This is a genomic window from Arenibacterium halophilum (assembly GCF_005938225.1).
Lineage (GTDB): Bacteria > Pseudomonadota > Alphaproteobacteria > Rhodobacterales > Rhodobacteraceae > Arenibacterium > Arenibacterium halophilum.
The window spans coordinates 196,780-223,210 of the sequence record NZ_VCPC01000002.1 but is presented as its reverse complement, the minus strand read 5'-3'; the positions used below and the strand labels follow the sequence as shown (position 1 = coordinate 223,210).

22 protein-coding genes are annotated in these 26,431 nt (G+C 64.8%); 9 read left to right on the top strand and 13 right to left on the bottom strand.

Features of this window, described 5'->3' with window-relative positions:
* Positions 1 to 11: 11 nt before the first annotated feature.
* From FGK64_RS07895 to FGK64_RS07865, 7 genes are all read right to left on the bottom strand, one after another.
* Positions 12 to 1,541: an amidase gene (locus FGK64_RS07895; protein ID WP_138863272.1), complete on the bottom strand. Its 1,530-nt coding sequence runs from the start codon at positions 1,539 to 1,541 to the stop codon at positions 12 to 14.
* A gap of 127 nt (positions 1,542 to 1,668) precedes the next feature.
* Positions 1,669 to 2,607: a LysR family transcriptional regulator gene (locus FGK64_RS07890; RefSeq protein ID WP_138863271.1), complete on the bottom strand. Its 939-nt coding sequence runs from the start codon at positions 2,605 to 2,607 to the stop codon at positions 1,669 to 1,671.
* A gap of 281 nt (positions 2,608 to 2,888) precedes the next feature.
* Positions 2,889 to 4,313: a C69 family dipeptidase gene (locus FGK64_RS07885; protein WP_138863270.1), complete on the bottom strand. Its 1,425-nt coding sequence runs from the start codon at positions 4,311 to 4,313 to the stop codon at positions 2,889 to 2,891.
* On the bottom strand, positions 4,310 to 6,403 hold the full coding sequence (locus FGK64_RS07880; RefSeq protein WP_138863269.1) for a dipeptide ABC transporter ATP-binding protein: 2,094 nt from the start codon (positions 6,401 to 6,403) through the stop codon (positions 4,310 to 4,312). The genes FGK64_RS07885 and FGK64_RS07880 overlap by 4 nt, the downstream gene beginning before the upstream one ends.
* Entirely contained in the window at positions 6,400 to 7,317 is a 918-nt protein-coding gene (locus FGK64_RS07875) for an ABC transporter permease (protein ID WP_246057706.1), read from the bottom strand. The genes FGK64_RS07880 and FGK64_RS07875 overlap by 4 nt, the downstream gene beginning before the upstream one ends.
* Positions 7,298 to 8,242: an ABC transporter permease gene (locus tag FGK64_RS07870; RefSeq protein ID WP_138863268.1), complete on the bottom strand. Its 945-nt coding sequence runs from the start codon at positions 8,240 to 8,242 to the stop codon at positions 7,298 to 7,300. Before FGK64_RS07870 ends, FGK64_RS07875 begins: the two co-directional genes overlap by 20 nt.
* Positions 8,243 to 8,312: 70 nt before the next feature.
* Positions 8,313 to 9,863 (bottom strand): ABC transporter substrate-binding protein, encoded by a 1,551-nt coding sequence (locus tag FGK64_RS07865; RefSeq protein ID WP_138863267.1) that lies wholly within the window; start codon positions 9,861 to 9,863, stop codon positions 8,313 to 8,315.
* Positions 9,864 to 10,029: 166 nt separating this feature from the next.
* Here FGK64_RS07865 and FGK64_RS07860 point away from each other — a divergent pair, with 166 nt between their 5' ends.
* From FGK64_RS07860 to FGK64_RS07850, 3 genes are all read left to right on the top strand, one after another.
* Complete coding sequence (locus FGK64_RS07860) at positions 10,030 to 10,839, top strand: helix-turn-helix domain-containing protein (protein WP_138863266.1); 810 nt, start codon at positions 10,030 to 10,032, stop codon at positions 10,837 to 10,839.
* Between the two features lie 219 nt (positions 10,840 to 11,058).
* Complete coding sequence (locus tag FGK64_RS07855; protein WP_138863265.1) at positions 11,059 to 11,472, top strand: DUF983 domain-containing protein; 414 nt, start codon at positions 11,059 to 11,061, stop codon at positions 11,470 to 11,472.
* Between the two features lie 29 nt (positions 11,473 to 11,501).
* Positions 11,502 to 12,188, top strand: a complete 687-nt coding sequence (locus FGK64_RS07850) for an NUDIX hydrolase (RefSeq protein WP_138863264.1) — start codon at positions 11,502 to 11,504, stop codon at positions 12,186 to 12,188.
* Position 12,189: 1 nt separating this feature from the next.
* Here FGK64_RS07850 and FGK64_RS07845 read toward each other — a convergent pair whose 3' ends face one another.
* Positions 12,190 to 13,089, bottom strand: a complete 900-nt coding sequence (locus FGK64_RS07845) for an EamA family transporter (RefSeq protein WP_138863263.1) — start codon at positions 13,087 to 13,089, stop codon at positions 12,190 to 12,192.
* Between the two features lie 20 nt (positions 13,090 to 13,109).
* Positions 13,110 to 14,030: a fatty acid desaturase gene (locus FGK64_RS07840; RefSeq protein WP_138863262.1), complete on the bottom strand. Its 921-nt coding sequence runs from the start codon at positions 14,028 to 14,030 to the stop codon at positions 13,110 to 13,112.
* Positions 14,031 to 14,134: 104 nt separating this feature from the next.
* Here FGK64_RS07840 and FGK64_RS07835 point away from each other — a divergent pair, with 104 nt between their 5' ends.
* Positions 14,135 to 14,995: a helix-turn-helix domain-containing protein gene (locus FGK64_RS07835; protein ID WP_138863261.1), complete on the top strand. Its 861-nt coding sequence runs from the start codon at positions 14,135 to 14,137 to the stop codon at positions 14,993 to 14,995.
* An 84-nt stretch (positions 14,996 to 15,079) separates the two neighbouring features.
* On the opposite strand, the gene FGK64_RS07830 is transcribed toward FGK64_RS07835, so the two are convergent.
* The 4 genes from FGK64_RS07830 to FGK64_RS07815 all read right to left on the bottom strand — a co-directional run bounded on the left by FGK64_RS07830 (position 15,080) and on the right by FGK64_RS07815 (position 19,198).
* On the bottom strand, positions 15,080 to 16,552 hold the full coding sequence (locus FGK64_RS07830; RefSeq protein ID WP_138863260.1) for a carnitine 3-dehydrogenase: 1,473 nt from the start codon (positions 16,550 to 16,552) through the stop codon (positions 15,080 to 15,082).
* Between the two features lie 30 nt (positions 16,553 to 16,582).
* Positions 16,583 to 17,089: a lipocalin/fatty acid-binding family protein gene (locus FGK64_RS07825; RefSeq protein WP_138863259.1), complete on the bottom strand. Its 507-nt coding sequence runs from the start codon at positions 17,087 to 17,089 to the stop codon at positions 16,583 to 16,585.
* A complete protein-coding gene (gene bcoG, locus FGK64_RS07820; protein ID WP_138863258.1) occupies positions 17,086 to 17,994 on the bottom strand; it encodes a 3-dehydrocarnitine:acetyl-CoA trimethylamine transferase BcoG in 909 nt (302 codons plus the stop codon). The genes FGK64_RS07825 and bcoG overlap by 4 nt, the downstream gene beginning before the upstream one ends.
* Positions 17,995 to 18,154: 160 nt before the next feature.
* Positions 18,155 to 19,198: an aldo/keto reductase gene (locus tag FGK64_RS07815; RefSeq protein ID WP_138863257.1), complete on the bottom strand. Its 1,044-nt coding sequence runs from the start codon at positions 19,196 to 19,198 to the stop codon at positions 18,155 to 18,157.
* A 174-nt stretch (positions 19,199 to 19,372) separates the two neighbouring features.
* Here FGK64_RS07815 and FGK64_RS07810 point away from each other — a divergent pair, with 174 nt between their 5' ends.
* The 5 genes from FGK64_RS07810 (at position 19,373) to metG (ending at position 26,431) form a co-directional block, all read left to right on the top strand.
* Positions 19,373 to 20,083 carry a hypothetical protein gene (locus FGK64_RS07810; protein ID WP_138863256.1) on the top strand — a complete coding sequence of 237 codons (711 nt, stop codon included), beginning with the start codon at positions 19,373 to 19,375 and terminating at the stop codon, positions 20,081 to 20,083.
* A gap of 36 nt (positions 20,084 to 20,119) precedes the next feature.
* Positions 20,120 to 22,492 carry a mechanosensitive ion channel domain-containing protein gene (locus FGK64_RS07805; RefSeq protein WP_138863255.1) on the top strand — a complete coding sequence of 791 codons (2,373 nt, stop codon included), beginning with the start codon at positions 20,120 to 20,122 and terminating at the stop codon, positions 22,490 to 22,492.
* A gap of 90 nt (positions 22,493 to 22,582) precedes the next feature.
* Positions 22,583 to 23,818: an MFS transporter gene (locus FGK64_RS07800; protein ID WP_138863254.1), complete on the top strand. Its 1,236-nt coding sequence runs from the start codon at positions 22,583 to 22,585 to the stop codon at positions 23,816 to 23,818.
* A 167-nt stretch (positions 23,819 to 23,985) separates the two neighbouring features.
* Positions 23,986 to 24,579, top strand: coding sequence for a lectin-like protein (locus FGK64_RS07795; RefSeq protein WP_138863253.1), 594 nt, complete (start codon positions 23,986 to 23,988; stop codon positions 24,577 to 24,579).
* 139 nt (positions 24,580 to 24,718) lie between these two features.
* Positions 24,719 to 26,431 carry a methionine--tRNA ligase gene (gene metG / locus FGK64_RS07790; protein WP_138863252.1) on the top strand — a complete coding sequence of 571 codons (1,713 nt, stop codon included), beginning with the start codon at positions 24,719 to 24,721 and terminating at the stop codon, positions 26,429 to 26,431.

The window sequence follows — 26,431 nt, the reverse complement described above, 5'->3', positions numbered from 1 at the left end:
GATCGAGAGCCTCAGACAGCGGTGTGCACGGACGGGTCAGCGCCCCTGCGTTGCGGATGAAGGACGGGCGGATGCGTCACAATGGACCGAAGTGCGGGCGTCACGGCCCGCAGCTTTGACAGGTCGGGACGCGGGCGGGCGGTTTCGGGATCGGCCTCAAGGAAAGATTCCATACTCCGCGCTACGGCCAGCAGATCGGTGTCGCCGCGCGAAGCCCCCAGCATCTGAAGCCCAAACGGCATCCCCGATCCGTCCCGCCCGGCGGGCAGCGTAATTGCGGGGCCACCGGTCAGCGAACCGCGATAAGTCAGCGCCAGCCAGCGGTAATAGATATCCATCTCCTCGCCGTCGATATGGGTCACGTGCGGCGCGCTCCAGGGCCCGGGCGAGACAGGTACGGTTGGTGTAAGGATCGCATCCAGCCCCTCCATCCGTGCATTGAAGGCGCGCAGGATGCGGGTCTGTTCGGCATGCGCCCAGCCCCGGTCGGTCAGCGTGAAACTGCGCCCCAGTTCGAGATTGGCGTGGATCGTTGGCCCGAACAACTCGGGTGTCTCTCGCGCTGGCCCGTCGAAAGCCGTCAGGAAACTTTCAGCGCGCAGGATGTCAAAGACTCGGTCCATCGCGCCGAGGCCCATATCGACCGCGCGGCACTCGGACACCTGCGGCGCGATGGCCTCTATGCGTTTCAGGAATGTCGCCCGGATATCCGCATCGATGGGGGCGCCGCCGAAATCTTCGGAATAACCCAGGCGAAGCGTGCTCAGAGGCCTCTCGGCCAGCCTGTCGAACCGATCCGCCGGATAGGACATCGACAGCGGATCATTCGGATGGCCGCCATGCACCGCGCGCAGCATCAGGATCAGATCCTCCACATCCCGCGCCATCGGCCCAAGGACCGAGATCCCGGACCACCCGAGCGGCCGCGTCGGATGTGCCACCACGTCGACCGAGGGGCGGTACCCGACGATGCCGCAGATCGCGGCCGGCAGGCGCAGCGACCCGCCAGTGTCGGAACCGGTGCAGATCGGCAGCAGATCCGCGGCGAGCGCTGCCGCCGACCCCCCTGAAGAGCCCCCCGCGGTCAGCGCCGGATTGAACGGGTTGCCCGTCGCCCCCCAGACCGGGTTGCGGGTGTTTCCGCCGGCCCCCATCTCGGGCACGTTGGTTTTGGCCAGCACGATCGCCCCCGCCGCCCGCAGCCGGGCCACCATTGGCAGATCGGTGCTTGGCACATTCGCAACAGCCCGGGGACTGCCGTGGGTGGTCAGCAACCCGGCGGTGTCCTGAAGGTCCTTGACCCCAAGCGGCAGACCGTCGAGCGCCCCCTTGGGCGCCCCATCCTGCCAGCGCGCCGTGGCCGCGGCAGCCTCGGCCACGGCGCGTTCAGTGTTGAAGGCAGTGAGCGCATTTATGAAGGGGTTCACGCGCGAAATATGGGACAGGCAGGCCTCAAGATAGGCGCTTGGGGTCAGGTCCCCCCGCGCAAAGGCAGCCAGGACCGTCCGGGCCGAAAGCCCGGTGGGTGTCGAAATGTCCATATTCTCTCCAACTGGCCTCCACGGTGCGTGAACGCCAGCTCCTCCCAGAAACTCTGCTCAGGGTATGATGAAGATTTGGGCAAAAATAATGAGTTTTTCGCCCACAACCTTAACCAAACGGAATGGTTTATCCGCGCTCCGACACCTGGCTCAGACATTGCATAAACAGGGCGAAGGCGCTGTTGTTCTGCGGCGCGCCTGTCTTCCAGAAGCATCGCGCTTCGGACAGGAAATCCCCGGTATCCAGCGGCAGAACCACCAGATCGCCACGGGCGACATGGGCTTTTGCAAGGCTCTGCGGGAACATGCCAAGCGTCGGCATCTGCTGCAAAAGCTCAAGGTTGAGCGACAGGGACAGTGACGAGATCGTATTGCCCGGGGGCGTCACCCCGCGTTCGGCAAACATCGCATCCACAGCCCGGCGCGCCACCGAATCCGGCTGCGGCAGAATCCAGGGCCAGCCGACCGCTTCGGTCCAGTCGATCTGCTCCATTTTCGCCAACGGATGATTGCGCCCGGCGATCACCACCAGCGGTTCGGTCAGCAGGACCGTCTGGTCGATCCCCTCAAGATCCTGCGGCTGCCAGGTCCGGGCAATCAGCAGATCGAACTGCCCTGCATCCAGCCGCGGATAGAGCGAAACAAAATGCCCTTCGGTGATCGACAGGCTGGCATTGGGCGCGGCGTTCTTGAACAGGGTAATCGCCTGGGGCAGCACGATCGGCGCCACGGAACTGACCACGCCGATATTGACGGTGCCTGCAACGCCGCTCGCCATCGCCTGTAGATCGAATTCTGCCCGGTCCAGCTGATTGAGCACCTGACGCGCATGATCTGCCAGCCGCAGCCCGACCGGAGTCAGGTGCAGCCGGTTCCGCTCGCGCCGGATGATCGGGGTTCCGACAATCTCTTCCAGCTCGGCAATCTGTTTGGATACCGCAGGCTGCGTGACATTCAGCGCCGCCGAAACGCGCGCGACAAGGCGATGCTCGGCCAGGCCGTGGATCACGCGCAGATGGCGGAGCGTCAATTGCCGGGAGAGAGTTCCGCGCTGCAAATTCGCCATGACCGCTGCTCCCCATCCCAGGCGCTGGAACTATGCCGCTTGCAGCTGCGATTTCAACATCAATGCAGACGGCGCCAGCCGGGGCGATACCCCGCCGGCACCTCCGGAAGGCACCGCTGTTTGATGGGAGCCGCCCTGCCAGCCGCGCAAACTCGGGTTATCGGCAGCGCAGCGCCCGCGTCCGGCATTGGACCCTGTGGCACGGGGATCGGGCAAAAGCAGCCAAATTGACGCCTTCGATTACCCGCGTGCCCGCAACCACCCGACGTCGGCCCGGCCCCTTACCAGTACTGCTCGGGCGCCAGTGGCTTGCCGTGGCGGTTGAGCGCGTCGCGCAGACGCAGGCGGGCGTATCCCGAAGCAACCAGGGCGCGGCAATCCTCCAGGCCCTTTGAAAGCCACGCATGGCTTTCTCGGGTCATAAGGCGGCGGGCAAGAGCGGGTTCACCGGCCTCCAGCAGCAGTTCGGCGCTACGCAGGACGGCGGGCACGTCCTCTGCCAGCTTCGTCTCCATCAGGCGCCAGTGATCCCACACCTCGCGCAGCAGGGCATCGTCCTGAAAAGCCAGATGCATCAGTCGCTTGTACTGGTAGACCGCGCTGTCGGCGACCTCGACTCCCTGCGGGACGTGGCTGACGGTGTCGGGGTCCGTGACCTCCTTGCGACGGTCGAGAAAGCGGTGCGCTTCTCCGGTTGTCAGATAGCGATGCTGACCGAATTCGTCCGGCACCTCGGTCTGGCCAAGGAAAACCGGCACCAGCGGCGCGGTGACGGGGCCGACCGGGGCGTGCCACATCATCCGCAGGTCGGAATGCGAGGGGTGCACCAGTGGCACGACTTGTCCGTAACCGGCAGTGTCCCCGGTCAGCGTCTCGGTCTGGATCGACCAGCAGACGTCGGCAAAGGTCAGCGGCGCGGCGGCGGCGCGCTGGCGCATCTGCTCTTCGACCCAGGCCATGCCCTTCCACGGGCCCTTGCCGTCGCCGTAGATTGCATTCACGTCAAAGGGCGCACCGCTCGCAGGGTCGTACCAGCCAAGATCCACTGCCGTCTGTATGAAGTGCTCGGGATACAAATACGTTTCGTCCGGCTCCAGCGGCACGACACCGACATAGCCGGGGCGCGAGGCGCGGATGTCGTCCGGCCCGAGCCGTTCCGCGACCCACAGCCCTTTGCCGCCCGAGAACTGGATGACCACCCAGGCTTCGTCCGGGTCGGCGATGATATGCGAATTGCCGCCGTAGCAGGAATAGCCGTGCTCGGCGATCAACCGGGCCATGATGTCGACGCCCTCACGCGCGGTGGTGGCGCGTTCGACGACGATCCGCGCCAGGTCGGAATAATTCGGGCCGGTCTGGTCCTTAGGCGTCATCTCGATCAGCGCCTTACGGGATGTCGACCAGATATCGCGCACCGCAACGCCGTGTTCGTTCAACCCACCATTCGTAATCGGTGCTGGCACCCCAAGGTAATAGCTGTAGCTGACGCGCATGTGCCGGGCCGTCCGCGCGGCCTGCGGGATTTCGGTACGATGACCGGGCATGTCGCTATCGGGGCCGACGCCCACGGTGATGGTGGCGTCTGCGGCGTGCTCGGCCCGGTCGATGATCTCGAGCCAGTGGCTTGACGGCTCGTCGCCGTAGCCGGCCAGCCAGGCGTGCCCGTCTGCGGTCAGGTTTCGTCCGATATAGATCCCGTAGCTCATGGGGTCTCCGTCTTGTTCTTGTTGTCTTGCGTGTCGATCAGCGGGAACAGGCAGGCATGCCTGCGATCCGGCGTGAGTTGGCGGTGTTCGGGCTTCTCCACGCGGCAGGCGTCGCGGGCCAGCGGACAGCGGGTGGCGAAATCGCAGCCCTTGGGGCGGCGCAGCAGGCTGGGCACCTCGCCCTCGATCGCAGCCGAGGGCGGACGGCGGCGGTCGGGATCGGGCTGCGGCACCCCTTCGACCAGCGCGCGGGTATAGGGATGCGCGGGTTTTGCAAAGACCTCGGCCGCAGGCCCGTCCTCGACGATGCGGCCCAGATACATGATGGCGATCCGGTCCGCGATATGGCGCACCACCGGCAAGTTGTGGGTGATGATCAGATAGCTGAGACCGTGTTCGGCCTGCAGGTCCGCCATCAGGTTCAGGGTCTCGCCCTGCACCGAAACGTCCAGCCCCGCCGTCGGCTCGTCTGCCACGATCAGGCGCGGGTTCAGCGCCAGCGCACGGGCCACGCCGACCCGGCGCGCCTGCCCGCCCGACAGTTCGTGCGGGTAGCGCGACAGGAAACCGCGCGGCAAGCGCACCATGTCTGCCAGCCGCTCGGCTTCGGCATCCAGGTCGCGGCCCTCGGCGCCGTGAATCAGCAGCGGCTCGGAGATCAGCGCGCGCACCGACTTGCGCGGCGAGAGCGAACCGACCGGATCCTGGAACATCATGGCCATGTCGCGGCGCAGCGGCTTGAACCGGCGTTCGGCCATGTTGCCGATCTCGGCCCCGTCGAAGCGGACCGAACCGCCGGCGGCGGATTGCAGGTTCAGGATGGTCCGGCCCAGCGTCGTCTTGCCAGATCCGCTTTCGCCCACCAGCGCCAGCGTTTCACCGGGCCGAATATCGAGCGAGACGTCCAGCACCGCATCGACGAAGGGCCGCGCGACCCCGTTCATCCGCGCCTTCAACGCGCCCATAGTGCGGAACTGGACGTTCAGATCGCGCACCTCCAAAAGTGGCTCGCCCTTTGCTGCACCCCGCACGGTCGCAGTCCCGGTGTCCCGCGCGACAGTGGGCACCTCGGGCGCTGGCGGCCATGAGGGATCAGCCAGCGGCCCCTCCAGCAGGTGACAGCGGGCGGCACCGGTCCCGCGCTTGATCAGCGGCGGTGCAGTGGTAACGCAGGCGGGCATGGCCTTCTGGCAGCGGCCGGCGAAGATGCAGCCCGCCAGCGGCTTGGTCAGGTCGGGGATATCGCCAGGGATCACCGGCAGCTTGCGCGTGACATCGGCGATTCGGGCCGGATCACATTCCAGCAGGGCGCGCGTATAGGGGTGGCGGGCGTTGTGGAAGATGTCGTGAACCTCGCCGGTCTCAACCACCTCGCCCGCGTACATCACCACCACGTCGTCGCACATCTCGGCGATAAGGCCAAGGTTGTGCGAAACCACCACGATCGTGGTGTCGAAATCATCTCGCAGCCCCCGCATGAGGCCGATCATCTGGGCCTCCATGGTGACGTCCAACGCAGTGGTTGGTTCGTCCGCAAGCAGCAGGTTCGGCCCGGTCAGCATCGACATCGCGATGCCCGCGCGCTGGCGCATCCCGCCCGAGAACTGGTGCGGATAGGCATCGACCCTGCTTTCAGGGTCAGGAATGCCGACACGGCGCAGCATGTCCACGGCGGCGGCACGCTTGGCGGCCTCGGACATGGACCGACGGTAAAGGATATCCGACATCTGGCGCGCATAGGGCAGCACCGGGATCTGAGAGGTCATCGGATCCTGGAAGACAACGCTGACCTCCTCGCCGCGCAGGGCGCGCAGCCCCTCGGCATCGAGGGTCAGCAGGTTCTTGTCACCATAGTCGATGCGGCCCGCCGTGACATCGGCATTCCCGGCAAGCAGGCCAAGGATCGACCACAATACGGTGCTTTTGCCCGATCCGCTTTCGCCGACAATGCCAAGAATGCGGCCCTTCCTTACCGGGAACGATATGTCGCGCAGCGCCTTCACCCGACCCCGGTTGGTGCGGAAATCGAGGGTGAGGCCATCAATGCTCAGCAGCGTGTCATTGCCCGTGCGGGAAACCATGTCCTTCATCGTCCCCTCCCCATGCGCGGGTCGAAGATGTCGCGCAGCGCCTCGCCCAGGAAGGTGAAACCGAGCGTCGTCAGGATCAGCGGGATGCCTCCCGCGATCACCATCCAGGGCGCATCGCGGATCACAAGGTAGCCTTCGTTCAGGATCGTGCCCCAGCTGGCCTGCGGCGGCAGCACGCCGATGCCAAGGAACGACAGCCCGGCCTCGATCGACACGACAACAGGCACCTCCATCGCGGCCAGGATCAGCAGCGGGCCGATGACGTTGGGCATGACGTGCTGGAACAGGATCCGCCCCGTCGATGCGCCTAGCGAGCGTTCCGCCAGGATGAATTCGGTGTGACGCAAGGCCAGCGTCGCCGTCCGGGCGACCCGGCCGTAGCTGGGGATCGTGGTCAGGATAACGATGGCCAGCACGACCGTCAGACTTGGTCCTGTCAGGGCGACCGTGGCCAGCGCCAGGATGACCGCCGGGAACGAGCGCACCGCATCGAAGGCCAGCAGCAGCAGGTTGTCCAGCCAGCGCGGCCCGTAGCCCGCGATCATCCCCAGCACCAGCCCGATCGACAGCGACGCGGACACCCCGATCGCCGCGATATAAAGCGCCACGCGCCCGCCGTGCAGGATACGCGAGAAGGTATCACGGCCCAGTTGATCGGTTCCGGCGATATGGGCCCAGGTGGGGCCCGACATGCGGGCGGGGATGTCCATCGCATTTGGATCGTAGGGCGCGATCCACGGCGCGAAGATGGCTGAGGCGAAGAAGATCACCACCAGCAACAGGCCGGTTACCCCCTGCCAGTCGGTCAGAAAACGCACCAGTTTCTCGCGCCGTTCACGGCCGGCGCTTTCGCGCAGGGCGTCGGAGGTGGCGGTCGTGTCGGAAACGACGGGGTCAGAGGGAAGAGCGGACACGGGGATCAAGCCAGGCAATGAGAAGATCTGAGATCAGGACGACGAGGATGTAGAAACAGGTGGCGACAAGAACGCCGCCCTGCACGATCGGAAAGTTGCGGTCCGACACCGCGTCGAAGATCATCTTGCCGACGCCGGGCCGGGAAAAGATGATCTCGGCGAAGACGGCCGATGAAATCAGCCCGCCAAAGCCCATGCCGATCAGCGTGATCGTGGGCAAGATGGCAACGCGCAGCGCATAACCCAGCACCACGCGGCGCGGTGTCAGGCCGAAGGCGCGGGCCGAACGGATGTAGGGCTCTCCCAACACTTCGAGCATGGAGGCGCGGACCATGCGGGCCAGGTAGCCCACCCAGCCCAAGCCGATGGCGAAGGCGGGCAGCACGAGGTGGCTCAGTTGGTCGGCGAAATCGCCGGGCTCGCCCGCGCCGATGGCTGGCAGCCAGCGCAGTTCCAGAGAGAAAAGCAACAGCGCCCAGATCGAGACAAGGAACGACGGTATCGCGATCATGCCGACCGAGAAAATGCCGGTTACCCGGTCGAGCCACGACCCCGGCCGCACGGCCGCCAAGCAGCCAAGGGGCACGCCCAGCAATACCGCCCAGCCCATGCCGGTGCAGATCAGCGCCAGCGAAAAGCCGATGCGCTCTGCGATGATCGCGGTCACCGGTCGGTTCGAGAAGACATCCTGCCCAAGATCGCCCTGCACCGCATTCCCGAGAAAATGGAAGAATTGCGTCACGACCGGTTCGTTCAGACGCATCCGTGCGGTGTATTCCGCGATCGCCTCGGGCGTGGCCCGTGTGCCGAGCGCCAGGATCGCCGGGTTGCCCGGGATCATGTGCAGCATCGAGAACAGCAGCAACAGGACAGCCATGACGACAATCGCCGCCAGCCCCAGTCGCTTTGTCAGGTAAGGTATCATGCCGGATTTGCCCCCGGTTCGTGCTGGCCTTCCTCCGCGCCGATCACGGCGTGAAGGAAGGCGTCACGCCTCAGACCGGTTTGAACCGGTGATAGTTCAGTTCACCTGACGGCGCCGCCACGACCTCGATGCTGGTCTTGTGGGCATAGGTTTCGGGCTCGTGGTTGATCCAGACGTAGGCGCCCGTCGCATCCATGATCTCCTGCATGCGGACGTAAATCGCCTCGCGCGCGGCGGTGTCGGTCTCGGACAGGCCCTCGTCATAAAGGCTGTCGAACTCCTCGTCGGTCCAGCGTTCCCAGTTCCAGATGCCAACCTGACCCGAAATGAACCACTGGGTGGCCTCGTAGGGATCGGGCACGGTGGCGAAGCGCATGATCCACAGCTCGAGATCCTGCCAGGTGTCGCCGGCCTCTTCCATGCCCATTTCCCAGAATGGCCCGCTTTCCATCGGCAGGATGTTCACGGTGATGCCGATCGCAGCCAGGTTGGCCTGGATGATCTGCGCGGTCAGAAGGCGTTCCTGCCAGTTCAGCGTGCGCAGGGTCAGTTCCAGCCCGGTCACGCCGGATTCGGCCATCAGCTCACGCGCCTTTGCGGGGTCATAGGTATAGCCATGATCGGACCGCGCGCCCAGCAAGCCGGGGCAGACAATGCCGTGCGACTTGGCCGAGGTGCCGGCGAAGGCGCCCGCCAGGATGCTGTCGACATCGACCGCGTGCTGGATCGCCTGCCGCACCTTGATGTCCTGCAGTTTCGGGTGCTGGGTGTTCATGCCCATCCACATATACTGCAGCTGTCCGGCGGTGGTGATCGCCGTGTTCTCGGGCATTTCCTTGGAATAGCGCGCGAGGCTGTCGGGGCCCAGTTCGGTGCAGTCGATCTCTCCGGCTTCGTAGGCCAGTTCGGCTGCCTGCACCTCGGTGATGACATGGCAGACAACGCGATCAAAGCCCGGCGCCGGGCCGGTCCATTCGGGGTTTTTCTCGAACACGGCGCGCTGGCCGGGGGTGGCGGAATAGGTGTAGGGGCCACAAATCGCGGGAAACTCGGTGGTGAACCGGCCGCCCGCCGCTTCGGTTGCCGCTTCGCAGACGATGGCGCCCGGACCATGGCAAAGCGTGACCATGATGAAGGGCGCGAAGGGCTTGTTCAGTACCAGCGTGCCTGTCAGCTCGCCGGTTACCTCGACGGTTTCCAGCGCATCGAAATAGCCCGACCATTCGCTGTCTTTCATTCGGGCATAGGAATAAGCCACGTCCGATGCCTTGAGCGTGCCGTGCCCACCAGACCAAACCAGCCCCGGGGCCAGTTCAAATTCGATATGGGTGTCATCGACATATTCCAGCCGGGTCACATAGGCCGTGGGCTGCCAGCTGAACGTGTCGCCATCACGGACGTATTCGGCAAGGAAGGGCAGACATTGCTTCTGGGCTTCGATCTCGGTGCCACCGACCATGTAGCCGGGATCAAGGATCGAGTTGTCGCCATCAAGACGCAGGTTCAGAACCCGGCCTTCCTGCGCGCGCAGCATGCCAACGCCGCCGGGAAAGAAACCAGCCGCGCCAAGCGCTGCCGCCGAGGTCAGGAAGGTGCGTCGTGTCGTGTTGGTGAGGGTCAAGGTCGTCGCTCCTGTTGGTCTTTCCGTCGTAACGGCAAATCAGAGTGCCGTCGGGCCGGAGTTTGTAATCTTTTTATGACCGCAGGATGAGCGAAGGCCCTGCGCATGACAATTTCGCACCTATGCGCCACTTGACACACAAGGTGCTTCAATATGCGATAGAGCTATGTCCAATTTCGCCAAGAACCTGACGCTCGCTTGCAGCTATCACGCTTCGATCTCGGACGTATGCCGCCGGATCGGGATCAATCGTCAGCAGTTCAACAAGTACCTCAACGGGCAGGTGCACCCGTCGCGGCACAACATGCGCCGGATTTGCGATTTTATTGGAGTCACGGACTCCGAGATGCTGATGGAGGAAAGCCGCTTTGCGCAGCTCATCGGCCTGCGCCGCCAGCCAGTTCCACGCCCCCAGCTTGAATTGCCGATGCAACGGCTCGAGGCATTGCTTGCACGATCCAGCCCCGTCGACCGATACGAAGGGTATTACTTCCGTTACTTCTATTCCTTCGGGAACAAGGGCTGCATCATCAAATCGCTGGCCCGGATCGTGGTCCGCGATGGCCGCGGCTATTTCAAGAACGTCGAGATCCTCCGCGACCCGGATACCGGGCGCTGGTTCCGGTCGAACAAGTACGAGGGCATGCTGTTCCAACTGGCCGACCGTATCCAGCTGTTCGAGTACGAAACACTGGAAATGAACTCGGTCACGCAGATGACACTCTATCCCAGCTATCGCAGCCGCGTGGATTTCCTGCTGGGCATACAGACCGGCGGCCCGACACGCCGGGGCCGCAAACCCGGTGCCTCGCGCGTCGCGCTGGAGTTTCTGGGAACCGATATCAGCGTGCTGCGGGCGATGCGTCAGACGGGTATGTTCTACCCGGACGACCCGTCGCTGCGGCCAGAGATCGTGGACGCCATAGACAACCGTATCGATCCCGGTGCCTTCGTGCTTGAAGTGGATGAGCCATGAGGTCTGGCGGAGCGCCTGGCAGGTTGGCCGGCTGCCCGGACGGCTCTGGTGTCGCGCAAAACTCAATCGATGCGATTGGATGTGTCCAAGTAACGGTTGTGGTGGGCCCCGAGCCCCCTTGCCTCTCGCACAGGCTTTGCGACATGGCGCCGCAAGCCGCCACAGCCCCTATCAATCATGCCCATCCCCACTATGTTGGCCGCGGGAGTAACAGGTGCCATGACTGATCAGACGTATATCGAATCCAGCCCGCCGTCGGTGCAGGCCGACGATCGCCCTATCTGGCCCGCGCTGGCGCGCGGATGGCGCCGGAAGTGCCCGAATTGCGGCAAGGGTCCGCTTTTGCACGGCTATCTCAAGGTCAACGACAGCTGCCAATCTTGCGAACAAGAGCTGTTTCATCACCGTGCCGACGATGGTCCGGCCTATCTGACCATTCTGATCGTCGGCCACCTGATGGCGCCTCTGCTGCATTTCGCCTTTGTGACATGGCGGCCCGAGCCGTTGACTCTGTTCACGATTTTTGCGGTTGGCTGTGTCGCGCTCTCGCTTTACCTTCTACCCCGATTGAAAGGGGCAATCGTGGGCTATCAATGGTCCAAGCGGCTGTACGGGTTCGGAAAACCCGACTAGCCCGCACGCCCCGCAAAGGGGCAGGACAGATGGACAAATCCGCAGTCAGAAATGCCGCCACGGTGATCGTGGTGCGCGACCGGCACACAGATCCGGCGATCCTGATGGGCCAGCGCGGCGCCAAGGCGGTTTTCATGCCGAACAAGTTCGTGTTCCCCGGCGGGGCCGTGGATGCAGCCGATGCCACTGTCCCGCTCGCCACCGCCTTGCCCGAGCCCTGCCACACCCGGCTTACGGACGAATCAGAGGATGGCCTGCAACACGCGCTCGCCGCAGCCGCCATTCGCGAGCTGTGGGAGGAAACCGGGCTGGTGCTGGGCACGCCGGGCGCGTGGGAAACGCCCCCACCGCCCGATTGGGAACGCTTTGCCGCCACCGGCAACCTGCCTACGGCCAGCGCGTTGCAATTCGTGTTTCGCGCCCTGACGCCTCCGGGCCGCCCGCGCCGCTTCGATGCGCGGTTTTTCCTGGTGGACGCCGCGCATATTCAGGGCGACCTGGACGATTTCACCCATGCCTGCGATGAACTCTCGCATCTGCAATGGATCCGTCTGGGTGACGCGCGCAACTTCGACCTTCCGTTCATCACCGAAGTGGTTCTGGCCGAGGTGGCGGATCGCATCACCAGCGACGAGCCGCCCGCCAGCGTGCCCTATTTCCACAATGGCGCCGAAGAAAGCCTTTTCCTGCGCCTGCGCGGCTACCCGCAGCCTTAGGTCAGATCGCCACGATCAGCACCAGAATCGACAACAGCAACAGCCCGATCCCGGTCAGTTCGCGCCGCGTAACGGGTTCGCGGAACACCAGTACGGTGGCGATCAGGCTAAAGATCATCTCGATCTGGCCAACCGCGTTCACATAGGCGGCATTCTGCAGCGTAAACGCCAGAAACCAGCAAAACGATCCGGCAAGACTGGTCAGCCCGACCCAGACGGCCGTGCGCCGCGCCGACCAGACTGCGCGCAGTTCGCCCGCGTCGCGCAGCGCCAGCCACAGTCCCATCGCCACGGCTTGCATCGTCACCACCGCCGCCAGCGTCACCCCCGCGCGCCACGCCGGGTCAAGCGCCAGCTCCAGCGATGCCCCGCGATAGCTGACCCCCGACATCGCGAACAACACACCCGATCCCAGCCCCAGCATCGAGGCAGGCGTGGTCAGATGACGCCACCAAGGCCCCGCCACCTCGGGCGTTCGAGACAGGACCAGAACCGCCACCAACCCGATGCAGATCGCACCAAAGGCCATCGGGCTGATCCCCTCGCCCAGCAGAATGAACCCCACCAGCGCGGTCTGGATCACCTCGGTCTTCTTGAAGGTGATGCCGACGGCGAAATTGCGCTGCTTGAACAGCATCACCACGAACAGTGTCGCCAGGATTTGCGTCAGCCCGCCCAGCGCCGCAAAGGCCCAGAAGCGAGCGCCCATTTCGGGCAGGTCTTGGCCCGTTGCCCAAAGCGCCACTGCCAGTCCCACCAGCACGATCGGCGCCGAATAGGCAAACCGCGCGAATGTCGCGCCCGAGGCGCTGAGCCGGGTCGAGCTGAGCGTTTTTTGAAGCATGAACCGCAGGGTCTGAAACCCTGCGGCCGCGATGGTGACGGGAATCCACATGTCCATGGGCCCGTCATGCCCGCCTTTCAGTCCCGACGCCAGAGCGGATGGGCCACCGGATCCTTGCGGCGGAAGAGGTAGCGGCGAAACACCTCGCCATAGGACCGATAGACATACCCGTCATTGATGGTCACGAACCGCGCGCGCCCCGACCGGTACAGCGCCGGAAGCCGGTGCCAGGCCACCCCCGGATGCATATGGTGCACGACGTGCAAGTTGTTGTTCAGAAAAAGAAATGCCAGTATGCTACGGTCTTCGATGATGACAGTGCGGGCTCGGCAGCGTTCATGCGCCTGATGCTCCAGAAACGTCCGAATGCGCAGGATCCCGGTAGAGGCATAAACAGCGATCCCATAGGCCCACAGCGGCATCCCCGAGGCGAGTACCAGCGCCAGCACCGCCGCCATACCGGGCAGATGCGCGCCCCAGGATGCCAGCGCCGCCCGGTCGCCGCCGCGGATCTGGCGCCATTCGCTGCGATAGAACACCGCCATCCCAACCACCGGCCCGATCAGGATTCGCCCTGCCAGTGTGTTGTTCAGCAGAAGCACCCGTTTCAGCCAGCCCGGATGGCGCTGCCATACCTCGGGGTCCAGGTAGTTGCTTTCGGGATCGTCATAAGGGTCGGTCAGCTGCGCATCGCGATGATGCGCCAGATGCAGGTCGCGGAAGCGCCCATAGGGCACCAGCAGCCCCAGCGGCAGCCACATCGTGACCTCGTTCCAGAACCGCGACCGGAACGGATGGCCATGCAGCACCTCATGCGTCAGCGAAGAATGCAATGTGATCAGCACCGCCATGGCAAGGGTCGCCCCTGCCAGCGTGATCCCCGGCAGCCAGAACAGCGCCACGGCCCACCCGATGTAACATGCTGATATAAGTGAAAACGTTCCCCATTCCACCGCCCGAACACCATCGTGCCCGGCGGTCTGTGTCGCCAGTGCCATTCAATTTTCCGTTCTTGTCCCACCCCCAGATCAACACAGTCACAAAACCGTGACCATTCCGTATATGGTGAACAAAAACCGCTATCCGTGATAAAATTAAACACATGATTGAAAAACTCGACAAGCGCGACAGATCCGCCCGGTTTCGCAGCCGGCTGGCTCAGGCCATGCGCGCCGCTGGCCTCAGCCAAAGCGAATTGGCCCGCGATATCGGCGTCGACCGTTCGACCATTTCGCAGCTGATATCCGGCGATGGCGCGCGCCTGCCCAACGCCCATGTGGTCGGCGCCTGCGCCGCGCGGCTGGGTGTCTCGGCCGATTGGCTGCTGTCGCTTTCGGACCGACCCGAAAGCGCGGCCGAACTGATGGCCAGCGCCCTGTCGATGTCCGAAGCGCCGCGCGCCCTTGTCGATGAACGCATCTTTGAATGGCACAAGGAAGCCGCGGGCTACAAAATCCGCCACGTGCCCGCAGCCCTGCCCGACATGCTGAAAACCCGCGCGCTGATCGAATGGGAATACAGCCCCCACCTGGGCCGCACCGCCGACCAGGCCATCGGCGCGTCTGAAGACCGCCTGCACTGGATGCGCTCGTCCGGGTCAGACTACGAAATCTGCCTGCCGATCCACGAATTGCACTGTTTTGCTCATGGCATCGGCTATTACCACGGGCTTCCCGCCGACACCCGCCGCGAGCAGATCGACCAACTGCTCGCGCTTTGTGATCAACTTTACCCGCGCCTGCGCATCTATCTTTTCGATGCCCGGCGACTGTATTGCGCGCCCATCACCATCTTCGGCCCGCTGCTCTGCGTCTTCTATGCCGGGGGCCACTACATGGCCTTCCGCGACAGCGAACGCATCGCCACCTTCACCGGCCATTTCGATCTTCTGGTACGTGAGGCCGACCTCTCGGCGCGCCATCTGCCCACGCACCTGAAACGCCTGCGCGAGGGCATCGGATGACAAAAGGGGCAGGACACCCCGCCCCTTCTTTTGGGCTCAAATGCTCAAAATCTTGCCACCAGCCGCAAAACCGACGGCCCGCGTTCAGCCCGGACGCCGGATCGCCCGCCCCGCGCCCTCGGGCCAGGTCAGATCGGACTGGGCCGCTGCCACCAGCGCAAGGCCCGTCACAACCTCGGGGCCCGGGTCACACGGGCGGCGCGTGGACAGATCGACATGCAACAGGAAATGCTCGCCCGTCGCGACAAGGTCCTCGCCTGCACGCATCTCGTGATACAGATGCAGCTTCTTGCCCTCGCCCAGCAACATCTGCGTGCGCACCTCGATCTTCTGGCCCAGATGCACCTCGCCCAGGTGGCGAATATGGGTCTCGGCCGTGAAGTAACTCATCCCCGCCGCGATATAGTCGCTGTCACAGCCCACCAGCTCCATGAACCGGTCCGTCGCAGCGCAGAAGGCATCCAGATAGCGCGCTTCGTTCATGTGGCCGTTGTAATCGGCCCAATCCGGCGGCACCGCGCGGCGCAGCGTCACCACGGCACCCGGCGCCAACCCGTCCACCGCGCGCCCGTCCAGATCGGTGCCCGCGCGCAGCGTGGCGTCATGGGCGTTCAACAGTGCCCCGGCGCCCCAATCCTGTGCCTTCAGCGCGCGCATCATCGCCACCAGATTATCGTCGCGAATGCGCTCCAGCTGGCGGATCGAATAGGCGCCCGACTGTTCGTCCGACTGCCCTGCGATCAGGTCGACCAGCTCGTCGGTGAACTCGGGCACATCCATCAGCTTGGTCCAGGGCCATTTCAGCGCCGGTCCGAACTGGGCCATGAAATGCTTCATTCCGGCTTCGCCACCGGCCACGCGATAGGTTTCAAACAGACCCATCTGCGCCCAGCGGATGCCGAATCCATAGCGGATCGCGTTGTCGATTTCTTCGGTCGTCGCCACGCCATCCTTCACCAGCCACAGCGCCTCGCGCCAGACAGCCTCAAGGAAGCGATCCGCGATATGGGCGTCGATTTCCTTGCGCACCATCAGCGGATACAGCCCCAGCCCCACCAGTAGCGCGCGCAATTCTTCCAGCCGTTCGGTCGGGGTCTCGGGTGTCGCCACGATCTCGATCAGCGGCAGCAGGTAGACCGGGTTGAACGGATGGGCGACGAAAATCTGCCCGGGATTGGTCGCGCCTTCTTGCAGCTCGCTCGGTTTGAACCCCGAAGTGGACGAACCGATGAACGCATCCGCTCCGCAGGCCGCTTGAATCTCGGCGAATGTCTTGTGCTTCAGGTCCAGCCGTTCGGGCACGCTCTCCTGAATCCAGGCGGCCCCCTCGACCGCCTCGGCGATCGAGCCATGAAAGCTCAGCCGCCCTTCCTCGGGCAGCGCCACATCCGACAGCCCCGGCAGCGCGTGGCGTGCGTTCGCCAGAACCTCGCCGATCTTGCGCTCGGCCTGGGGGTCCGGGTCGAATACCCGCACATCCCAGCCGTTCAGAAGAAACCGCGCGGCCCAGCCGCCGCCGATCACACCGCCACCGATGATGGCCGCCACCTTGCTCATGTCCCTGTCTCCTGTTGTGTTTTTGATCGCCTAGTTCACCTGCCGCAGCAGGCTCAAGTCGAACCCGTACCAATCCAGTATCTCGCGCGCGGCGGCCAGCCGGTCGGGCGCCAGCGCCCCCCGATTCAGGATCTGTCCAAAGCTGCCCGCCCGATTGCTCAGCACCACGGTGCGGTAATCCGCATCGCTCCATAGCACCCAGATTTCGTCATCCACGCCGTCACGCCCCAGCGGGCGCAGCCGCCCCGGCGCCACCACCCGCAGAGGAGCGAACCGCGCCTGCGGGCCGTCCGCCTCGGGCACCACCACCAGATGCTCCGCCGCGGCATCCCAAGCATAGGTAACCGGCGGCGGGGCGGCCACGTCACCTTCGGCAAACAGCGCCACCACGTCCCACCGCCCCGCCATGCGGGCAGGTTCGAACCGGGTGGTCGCGGCAATCGGAGCCGCCGCGTCGCGATAGGGCGATCCGCCGCCGCCGGGCATACATCCCGCCAGCGCCAGCAGAACCGCCCCAACCGCCGCCCGTGCAATCACTTCGGTGCCCGTTTCACCAGACCCAGCTGTTCACGCACCTCGGCCGGGCCAATGACCCGCGCGCCCATGTTCTCGATGATGTCATGCGCGCGCTCGACCAGCTGCCAGTTCTCGGCCAGCACGCCCTTGTCCAACCACAGGTTGTCTTCCAGCCCGACCCGCACGTTGCCGCCTGCCAGCACGCTGGCCGCGACATAGGCCATCTGGTTGCGCCCCAGCGCGAAGGCCGAAAAGGTCCAGTCCTTCGGCACGTTGTTCACCATCGCCATGAAGGTGTTCAGATCGTCCGGCGCGCCCCACGGCACGCCCATGCAAAGCTGCAACAGCGCGGGCGCGTCCAGCACGCCGCTTTCCACCAGGTGCTTGGCGTACCACAGATGCCCGGTGTCAAAGGCCTCGATCTCGGGCTTCACGCCCAGGTCGGTCATCATCTGCCCCATCGCCGTCAGCATTCCCGGCGTGTTGGTCATCACGTAATCGGCCTCGGCGAAATTCATCGTGCCGCAATCCAGCGTGCAGATCTCGGGCAGGCATTCCGCGATATGGGCCACCCGCTCGGCCGCGCCCACCATGTCGGTGCCTTCGGTCAAAGGCAGCGGGCTGTCGGTCGGACCAAAGATCATGTCGCCGCCCATCCCGGCTGTCAGGTTCAGCACCACGTCAACATCGGCGTCGCGAATGCGATCCGTCACCTCCCGGTACAAATCCAAGCGCCGCGACGGCGCGCCGGTTTCCGGGTCACGCACGTGGCAATGCACCACTGCCGCCCCGGCCTTGGCCGCCGCGATCGCGCTCTCGGCGATCTGCTGGGGCGAACGGGGCACATGCGGGCTGCGGTCCTGCGTCCCCCCCGATCCGGTCACGGCACAGGTGATGAAAACCGATTTGTTCATCGCTAGGGGCATCGCAGGTCTCCTTGTTCTTGCGCCGCAAAGGAGTCACGATTCGCAGTCACGCGCAACCGGATGCGACCCGCCTTGGGGTCCAGCCGCGACATTCGCGGAAAATCCCGCGCCCCTGCTTCTTTTCGGCGCCAATACTCCCGCCGGAGGCTCCGCCCCCAGCCTAGTAGGGCATCGGATGCGCCTTATGCGCGGCGGCGATCTCTTTCAGCACCTCTTCGCCCAGCACCACCTCGACCGACCCCAGCGCCTGTTCCAGCTGCGGCATCGTGGTGGCGCCGAAAATGGCCGAGGTCATGAAAGGCCGCGTGCGGCACCAGGCCAGCGCCATGTGCACCGGGTCGATCCCGTGGCGGCGCGCGATGTCCAGATAGGCCTCGACCGCGTCGAAGACGCGCGGGGTGACGCGCCCGCCCATATCCGCCGTGCGTTCGCGGCGCGAGCCTTCGGGCGTCACATCGCCCTGGTACTTGCCGGTCAGGAAGCCCGCCGCCAGCGGCGAAAACGCAATCAGACCAACGTCTTCATTCACGCTCAGCTCGGCCAAGTCGGTATCGTATAGGCGGCACAGCAGCGAATATTCGTTCTGGATCGTCGCCACCCGGGGCCAGCCGCGATCTTCGGACACGCGCAGGAACTGCGAGGTGCCCCAGGCGCTTTCGTTGCTCAGCCCGAAATGACGGATCGTGCCCCGCTCGACCTCGCGTTGCAGCGCGCCCAGCACGTCTTCGATATGGGCGCGCGTGTCGGCGGCCGTCTGGCCCGAAGGGTCATAGCCCCAGTTCTTGCGGAACATGTAGCTGCCGCGATTGGGCCAGTGAAACTGGTAAAGATCGATGTAATCCGTCTGCAACCGCTTCAGCGAGCCTTCGATCGTGCGCGGGATGGACTCCGACGTGATCGGCTCACCTCCACGCGCCAGCGACCCTTCGCCGGAATGTTTCGTCGCAAGAATGAAGTCGCCCCGCCGCGCCGCGTTGGCAGCGTTCCAGTTGCCGATGATCTGCTCGGTCAGGCCCACGGTTTCGGCCCGGATCGGGGCCACCGGATACATCTCGGCGGTGTCGATGAAATTGATCCCCGCCGCCAGCGCGCGGTCGATCTGGGCATGGCCCTCGGCCTCGGGGGTCTGGTTGCCGAAGGTCATCGTGCCAAGGCACAGTTCGGAAACGGTCAGGCCGGTACGGCCAAGCGGGTTCATCTGCATTGGATTTGTCCTTTCAGTCCGGCCCATTTCAGTCTTGCCCGTCGGATGTGCCACGGGCCAGCACCGTCAGCATGGAGGATAAGCGCAAAGGCTATCCCTGTCGCGCCGCCGAAGGCAACTGCAAAACCGCATCCCCCAGGTTGAGAACAAATAGCGAACATGCCACCATGACCCATGGCGAATCGATCCCCCCTTCCCGGCCTTGTCGCCCTGTCGCACAGCGCCCCCGACCCCGCCGGGCCCGCGCTGCATTTGGGCGCCGAGGCGCGCCTGTCGCTGATGCGCGTGCACGAGGCCTGCGGCCCGGCGCGGCGCACGCTGGCGATCTGGCTGGCCGGGCTGACGCAGGGCCCGGTGATCTGGATCGCGCCCGACCGTCAGCCCGACGCCCCCAACCCCGACGGGATGATGGCCTTTGCCGATCCGGCCCGCTTCCTCTTCGTGGCCCCGCGCCGCGACACCGATCTGCTGTGGTGCGCGGAAGAGGTGTTGCGCGCCGGGGCGGTGGCGCTGATGGTGGCCGATCTGCCCGGCCCCCCGGGGCTGACGGCGGTGCGGCGGATGCATCTGGCGGCCGAGGCCGGCGCGCGCCATGCCGCCACCCCGCCGCTGGGCCTGCTGCTGACCCCGGGTGACGGCGGGGCGCCGGGGGTGGAAACCCGCTGGCACATGGCCCCGGCCCACGCGGGCGACGCCCGGCGCTGGCGGCTGGAGCGGCGGCGCGCCCGGATGCAGCCGCCGATGGCATGGGAGGCCACCCAGACCGGCCCGCGCCGGGGGCTTGATCTTGTCCGCGCCAAGGCGGTCGGCCGGGGCGAACCCCCGCCGACCGGTCGCACGGGCGTGGATGCCCTTGCCGTTGCCAATCCAAACACTAGCCTATAGCCGGTACGTCCAAAGACACAGTCAGCACCGGATCTCATGCGCCACCACCTTTTTGCCGCCCTTGCCCTTGTCACACTTTTGTTTGCGTCACTGGGCCTTGGGTCCGGGGCCACGGCACAAATCCTGCCCGGCACAGGTGGCAGCGCAGAGCCCGAGACCAGCGAATCTGCTGCAGGCGAACCGTCGGGCCGGTTGCAGACGCTGCTGGAGATCCTCAAGGACGACACCGCCCGGGCAGAGCTGATTTCTGAGCTGGAACAAGGGCTTGCAGGCACCTCTGCCGCGGCTGAAATTCCCGCTGATACAGTGGCCGAAGCTGTTGCCGACACCGAAAGCGATATCTCTCTGGGCCGTCGCATCGCGCTGGTAACGCAGGACGTGGCCGAAACCGCCGTGGCCGAGCTCTCGACGATCTGGGCGGCGATGGGCACATCCGGCGCCGTGTTCAACGGGCTGGGCGGCAACGAACTGTCGATCCTTGGCGACGCCCTGTGGGACCTGGGGCTGGTGATCGTGCTGACCATCGCGACCTTCCTGATCCTGCGACGCGCCGCCATTCCGGTCTATCGCCGCATGGGCCACCGGGCCGAGGCCGCGGGGCCGGTGCGCACCGTTCTGATCTTCCTTGGCTCGGTCGCGATGGACGCGGTTGTCGTGATGCTGGCCTGGGCCATTGGCTATGCCGTGACCGTGCTGGTCGTGGGGGAATTCGGCCAGATCGGCATTCGCCAGACGATGTATCTGAACGCCTTCCTGCTGGTGGAAATGTTCAAGGTCGCGATGCGCGCGATGCTGTCGCCCAGCGCGGCGGGGCTGCGCGTGCTGCCACTGTCGAACCGGGCCGCGCGCCGACTGGCACGCAATTTCAACGTGATCGTGTCGGTGATCGGCTACGGCCAGCTTCTGGTGGTGCCGATCATCAACCAGGGTGTCAGCTTTGCCGCCGGAAACGCCGTGTCGGCCCTGCTGGCGCTGATCGTGCTTCTGCATCTGGTGGTTCTGGTAATCCGTCACCGCGCCGCCGTCGCCGACTGGATCATGGCGCAGCTGAGCCTGACCGATCCGGCCGCCACCGCCGAAGAGGACGCCCGCCGCGAAACCGAGGCCGAGGTCGCCACCGAAACCGGCTTTGCCCCCGCCTTTACCGGCCCTGACGCCGTGGAAACACAGTCCCGCCGGCGCGGGGGATTCCTGCGCCCTCTGGCCGCGAACTGGCACTGGTTCATGCTGGCCTATCTGGCCTGCATGTTCGCCGTTGTCATGACCCAGCCGCCCAATGTGACCTTTGCGGCGCTGATCGCCTCGGGCAAGATCATCCTTGCCCTCATCCTGGCCTCTCTGCTGTCGGGCCTGCTGTCGGGCATGGTGGGGCGCGGCGTGCGCCTGCCGCAGGATCTGAGCCTGAAGCTGCCCCTGCTTGAACCGCGCCTGAACCGCGTGGTGCCGCGCGTGCTGATGGCTGTGCGCTTTGTCATCATGCTGATCGTGGTGCTGTTCGCGCTGGATGTGATCGGGCTGATCGCGCTGCGTGACTGGATGGAAAGCCAGCTGGGCTATCGCGTCACCTCGTCGCTGATCTCGCTGGCCGGGATCCTTCTGGTGGCCTATGGTGTCTGGCTGGCGATGACCAGCTGGGTCGATTACCGCCTGAACCCGGATTACGGCAATATCGCCACCGCGCGGGAAACCACGCTGCTGACGCTGCTGCGCAACGCGGGCACCATCGCCATCTTCATCCTTGCGCTGATGTTCTGCCTGTCGGAAATCGGGCTGGATATCGGGCCGCTGCTGGCCTCGGCCGGGGTGCTGGGCCTGGCCATCGGTTTCGGCGCCCAGAAGATGGTGCAGGACATCATCACCGGCATCTTCATCCAGTTCGAGAACGCGATCAACGTGGGCGACGTGATCACCGTGGGCGGCACCACCGGCACGGTGGAAAAGCTGACGATCCGTTCGGTCAGCCTGCGCGACGTGCAGGGCTGTTTCCACCTGATCCCGTTTTCCTCGGTCGACATGGTGTCGAACTTCACGCGCGATTTCTCGTACTTTGTCTGCGACATGGGCGTGGCCTATCGCGAGAACGTGGACGAAGTGAAAGCCGCAATGGTCGACAGCTTCGAGGAGCTGCGCGAAGACGCCGATCAGGGCGCGGCCATCACCGGCGACCTGGAATGGTTCGGCCTGCAAAGCTTTGGCGACAGCGCCGTGGTTCTGCGCGCACGGATCAAGACGATCCCGGGCAAGCAATGGGCCACGGGCCGCGCCTATAACGGCATCCTCAAGCGGGTGTTCGATGAACGCGGGATCGAAATTCCCTTCCCACACCAGACCATCTTCTTTGGCGAGGCCAAGGATGGCTCGACCCAGCCGATCCGCATCGAAGGCACCGCCACCCCGGCGAAGGCATAACATCCAAAGGGCAGAAAGCGCCGGGAGCGACATGTTTTCGTCGAAAACCCGCAAGCACTCGCCGGGCGGCACAGGTTTGAAGGGGGCGTCATGCGTCTTCTGATCTCCTTCGCCGCCCTGTTCCTGTCGGTCATGCTGCTGCAGCTGTCTTCGGGGGGCGTGGGGCCGCTGGATGTGCTCTCGGGTCTGGAACTTGGGTTCACGACCACGCAGATCGGCCTGCTCGGCTCGGCGCATTTTCTTGGCTTCTTCGTGGGCTGCTGGTGGGCGCCCCGGCTGATGGGCAGCGTCGGGCATTCGCGCGCCTTTGCCGCCTTTACGGCGGCGGGGGCCATCGGGCTGATGGCGCATATGTTGGTGATCGACCCGCTGGCCTGGATCGCGATGCGCACCATGTCGGGGCTGTGCGTTGCCGGGTGCTACACGGTGATCGAGGCGTGGTTGCAGGACAAGGTCACGAACGAGACCCGCGGCCGCACGATGGGCGTTTACCGCGTGGTCGACATGACCAGCGCGCTGGCGGCGCAGCTGATTATCGGCATCCTGACGCCCGCCAGCTATGTGTCCTACAACCTGCTGGCGATCCTGTGCTGCGCGGCCCTGCTGCCGCTGACGCTGACCACCAATCCGCAGCCCGAAACCCCCGATGCCCCGCGCCTGCGCCCGCGTCTGGCGGTGCAACGTTCGCCCCTTGCAGCCGCGGCGGTGGTCGTGGCGGCGCTGTCCTCGGCGTCGTTCCGCATGGTCGGGCCGATCTACGGGCAAGAGGTGGGGCTGAACGCAGGGCAGATAGGCTGGTTTTTGGGTTGTTTCGTTCTGGGCGGCGCATTGGCCCAATTCCCGGTGGGATGGCTGGCCGACAAATACGACCGCCGCTGGGTGCTGATCTGGTTGTCGGTCGCGGCAGTGGCCAGTTCCGGCCTGACCATGTGGATCTCCAGCACCGGGACCTTCGGCGTCATGGCGGCAGCGATGATCTTTGGTCTGACCACCTATCCAATCTATTCCGTCGCCGCCGCCCATGCCCATGACTTTGCCAGCAGCAGCGAGAGGGTCGAGCTGTCGGCCGCGTTGATGTTCTATTTCGCGCTGGGGGCCATCGCCGCACCCTACCTTGCCTCTGAACTCATCAAATCCTACGGACCGGGGGCAATGTTCACCATGATCGCGATCGGCCATGTCGGGCTGGTCATCTTTGGTCTGGCCCGGATGCGTGCCCGACCGGCCCAGCGTCGCACCCGCTATCAATATGCACCACGAACCTCATTCCTGATCGGGCGGCTGACCGGACGCAGCCGAGAAACAGACAAACCTCGCGACCGCTGAATTGGTAAAGTGTCGCCGGGACAGCAACAGTCCCCCCGAACGAGCCGTCACTGTAAATGCACGGTAAACTATTGTAAAATATAGCTTTATTTTCGCCACATTTCGATTAGTGCTGTGTCACCGTTTTCACGATTCAACGGGTAACGAGTCACTCCAAGGGGACACCAATGAAAAAAGCACTATACGCCTCCGCCGCCCTCGCGCTGCTGGCGGGCGCTGCACAGGCCGCGCCGACACAGTGGACCGCCGCAAGCGGTGGCAACGATCACTGGTACGAAGTGATCTGGGCACGGGTCAACCTGACCTGGGAACAAGCCAACGCCGCCGCAATGGCGATGTCGTTCAATGGTCAGAACGGCTATCTCGCGTCGATCACCTCGGCTGGGGAACAATCGTTCCTGGACGGCGTGAACAACGCCTTCACCACCTCGTCGCCCTCGCATGGTGGCACCTATGTCACCGCATGGATCGGCGGGCACGACAAGAACACCGAAGGGTCGTTCGAGTGGACATCGGGCGAAGCGTTCAGCTACACCAACTGGTCGTCGGGCGAGCCGAACAACTACGGCGGCAACGAAGACTATGTTCAGGGCTGGTGGTCCGGCAACCAGTGGAACGACAACGGCTCGGGCGCCACGCTGCAGAAGTACGTCGTCGAATACAACTCGCCCTCGCAGGTCCCGGTCCCGGCCTCGCTGCCACTGGCCGCTGCCGGCTTCGGCATCATGGGCTGGATCGGCCGTCGCCGCAAGAAAGCCTGATCGCCCACAGGCGCAAGGTTGCGATGCCGTCCCTTCGGGGGCGGCATTTTCGTTTGCGGGCGCGGCGGTAGCGCCCATTCCGATGCTGGCCCTTGCGTGGTGGTTGCGCTATGAGGGCGCAAATCTGCAAGGGCGCGACATGGCACGTTATCTGATCACCTCGGCAATCCCCTACATCAACGGGATCAAGCATCTGGGCAATCTTGTCGGCTCGCAGCTTCCGGCCGATCTGTTCGCCCGCTACCAGCGCGGACGCGGCAACGAGGTGCTGTTCCTCTGCGCCACCGACGAACATGGCACCCCCGCCGAACTGGCCGCCGCCAAGGCGGGCAAGCCGGTGGCCGAATATTGCGCCGAGATGTGGGAGGTTCAGGCCAGGATCGCGGATGGCTTTGGCCTGTCGTTCGATCACTTCGGGCGGTCCTCGTCCGAGCAGAACCGCAAGCTGACCCAGCATTTCGCCGCCCGTCTGGACGACGCCGGACTGATCCGCGAAGTGTCGGAAAAGCAGATGTACTCCCACGCCGATGGGCGGTTCCTGCCCGACCGTTACATAGAAGGCACCTGCCCCAACTGCGGCTTCGACAGCGCGCGCGGCGACCAGTGCGACAACTGCACCAAGCAGCTGGACCCGGTCGACCTGATCAACCCGCATTCCACCATCTCGGGGTCGACCGATCTGGAGATGCGCGAAACCAAGCATCTGTACCTTGCCCAAAGCCAGATGAAGGACGAGCTGGAGCAGTGGATCGACACCCGCGAGGGCTGGCCCGTGCTGACCACCTCGATCGCCAAGAAATGGCTGAACGATGGCGACGGCTTGCAGGATCGCGGCATCACCCGCGATCTGGATTGGGGCGTGCCGGTGATGAAGGGCGACGCGCCCTGGCCCGGCATGGAGGGCAAGGTGTTCTATGTCTGGTTCGACGCCCCCATCGAATACATCGCCTGCGCGCAGGAATGGGTCGACGCGGGCAAGGGCGACGACTGGGCGCGCTGGTGGCGCACCGACAAGGGCGCGGATGACGTGACCTATGTGCAGTTCATGGGCAAGGACAACGTGCCCTTCCACACGCTGTCCTTCCCGGTGACGATCCTTGGCTCGAAAGAGCCGTGGAAGCTGGTCGATTACATCAAGTCGTTCAACTACCTGAACTACGATGGTGGCCAGTTCAGCACGTCGCGCGGGCGCGGCGTGTTCATGGATCAGGCGCTGGATATCCTGCCCGCCGATTACTGGCGCTGGTGGCTGCTGAGCCATGCGCCGGAATCGTCGGATGCCGAATTCACATGGGACAATTTCCAGGCCACCGTAAACAAGGACCTGGCCGACGTGCTGGGCAACTTCGTCAGCCGGATCACGAAATTCTGCCGCTCGAAATTCGGCGAGGTGGTGCCCGAAGGTGGGACCCAAGGCGAGGCCGAGGCCGCGCTGCTGGCCGAGCTGACAACCCGCGTGCGCGCCTACGAGGGCTTCATGCAGGCGATGGAGGTGCGCAAGTCGGCGCAGGAACTCCGCGCGATCTGGGCCGCCGGGAACGAATACCTGCAAGCCGCCGCACCCTGGACCACCTTCAAGGAAAACCCCGAACAGGCGGCCATGCAGGTGCGGCTGGGTCTGAACCTGATCCGGCTTTACGCGGTGCTGTCTGCCCCGTTCATCCCCGAGGCCAGCGCGCGGATGCTCTCGGCGATGAACACGCTGGATATGGAATGGCCCGGCGACATCGACGCGGCACTTGCCGCCCTGCCCGCCGGCCACGCATTCACCGTGCCCGACGTGCTGTTCGCCAAGATCACCGACGATCAGCGCGAGGACTGGCAGGCGCGCTTTGCCGGGGTGCGGACCTAA